Origin of the sequence: Nonomuraea sp. 3N208 (genome assembly GCF_052245935.1) — a bacterium.
Taxonomy (GTDB): domain Bacteria; phylum Actinomycetota; class Actinomycetes; order Streptosporangiales; family Streptosporangiaceae; genus Nonomuraea.
On sequence record NZ_JBQQBR010000169.1, the window covers coordinates 1 to 983 of the forward strand.

General features: G+C 63.4%; 1 protein-coding gene. It reads left to right on the forward strand.

Annotated features, from left to right (window positions below; all coding sequences use genetic code 11):
• On the forward strand, positions 1 to 915 hold a 915-nt coding region (locus ACTWPT_RS60050; protein WP_443186489.1), incomplete at its 5' end, for a tyrosine-type recombinase/integrase.
• Positions 916 to 983: the final 68 nt, after the last annotated feature.

The following is a 983-nucleotide window of genomic DNA, read 5'->3' on the forward strand; positions in this document are numbered from 1 at the left end:
GTCACCAAGCTGCGCATCCTCGCCGAGACGCACGTTATCCCCAGGCTGGGGAAACTCAAGCTCCAGCAGCTACGGGCGGATCACGTGGATGAGTGGCTCGACGAACTCTCAAACGACCTGGCCACCCGGACACTACGAGATGTCCACAGCGTGCTGAAGCGGGCCACCCGGCAAGCCCAGGCACGTGACCTGGTGCTGAGAAATGTCGCCGAGCTGGTCACCACGCCCACGGGCAAGGATGGCCGGCCCAGCAAGGCACTCACCCGACACCAGGCGGACGCGATGCTCAAGGCCGCGGAGTCGTCCGAACTCCACGCCTACGTGGTGCTCAGCCTCACCATGGGCGTCCGTACCGAGGAAGCCCGCGCACTGCGCTGGGATCACGTCGTCGCCTGGATCCCCAGCCTCAAGGCGTGGCATCCGGTGACTGAGGCAGGGTTCAAGCACAAGAGGTTCGCCATCTACGTGTGGCGAGCTGACCGAATAGGAGGTGACACCAAGACCCGCAAGTCACGGCGAACGCTGGAACTGCCCAAGCTCGCCGCTGAGGCACTCCGGCAACACCACACGCGCCAGGCCGCCCACAAGCTCAAAGCGGGCGAAGCATGGCAAGATCACAACCTCGTGTTCTGTACGAACGTCGGCACCCCGCTGGACGCGGCAAACGTACGGCGAGCGTTCCGACACATCACCAAGAATGCGGGGATCGGAACCGACTGGACACCCCGCGAACTGCGTCACTCATTCGTCTCCATCATGAGTGACCAGGGCGTACCCATCGAGACCATCGCCGATCTCGTCGGGCACGCGGGCACCAGCGTCACGGAAGCGGTCTACCGGCACCAGCTCAAACCAGTGATCACCAAGGGCGCCCACACCATGAACACAATCTTCGGCGACAAGCCGACGGGTTGAGTCCGAGTGAGATGGCTCCCCGATTGGCTCCTATCGACTTTCAGAAACGGAAAAGGGCCCGACCCGCT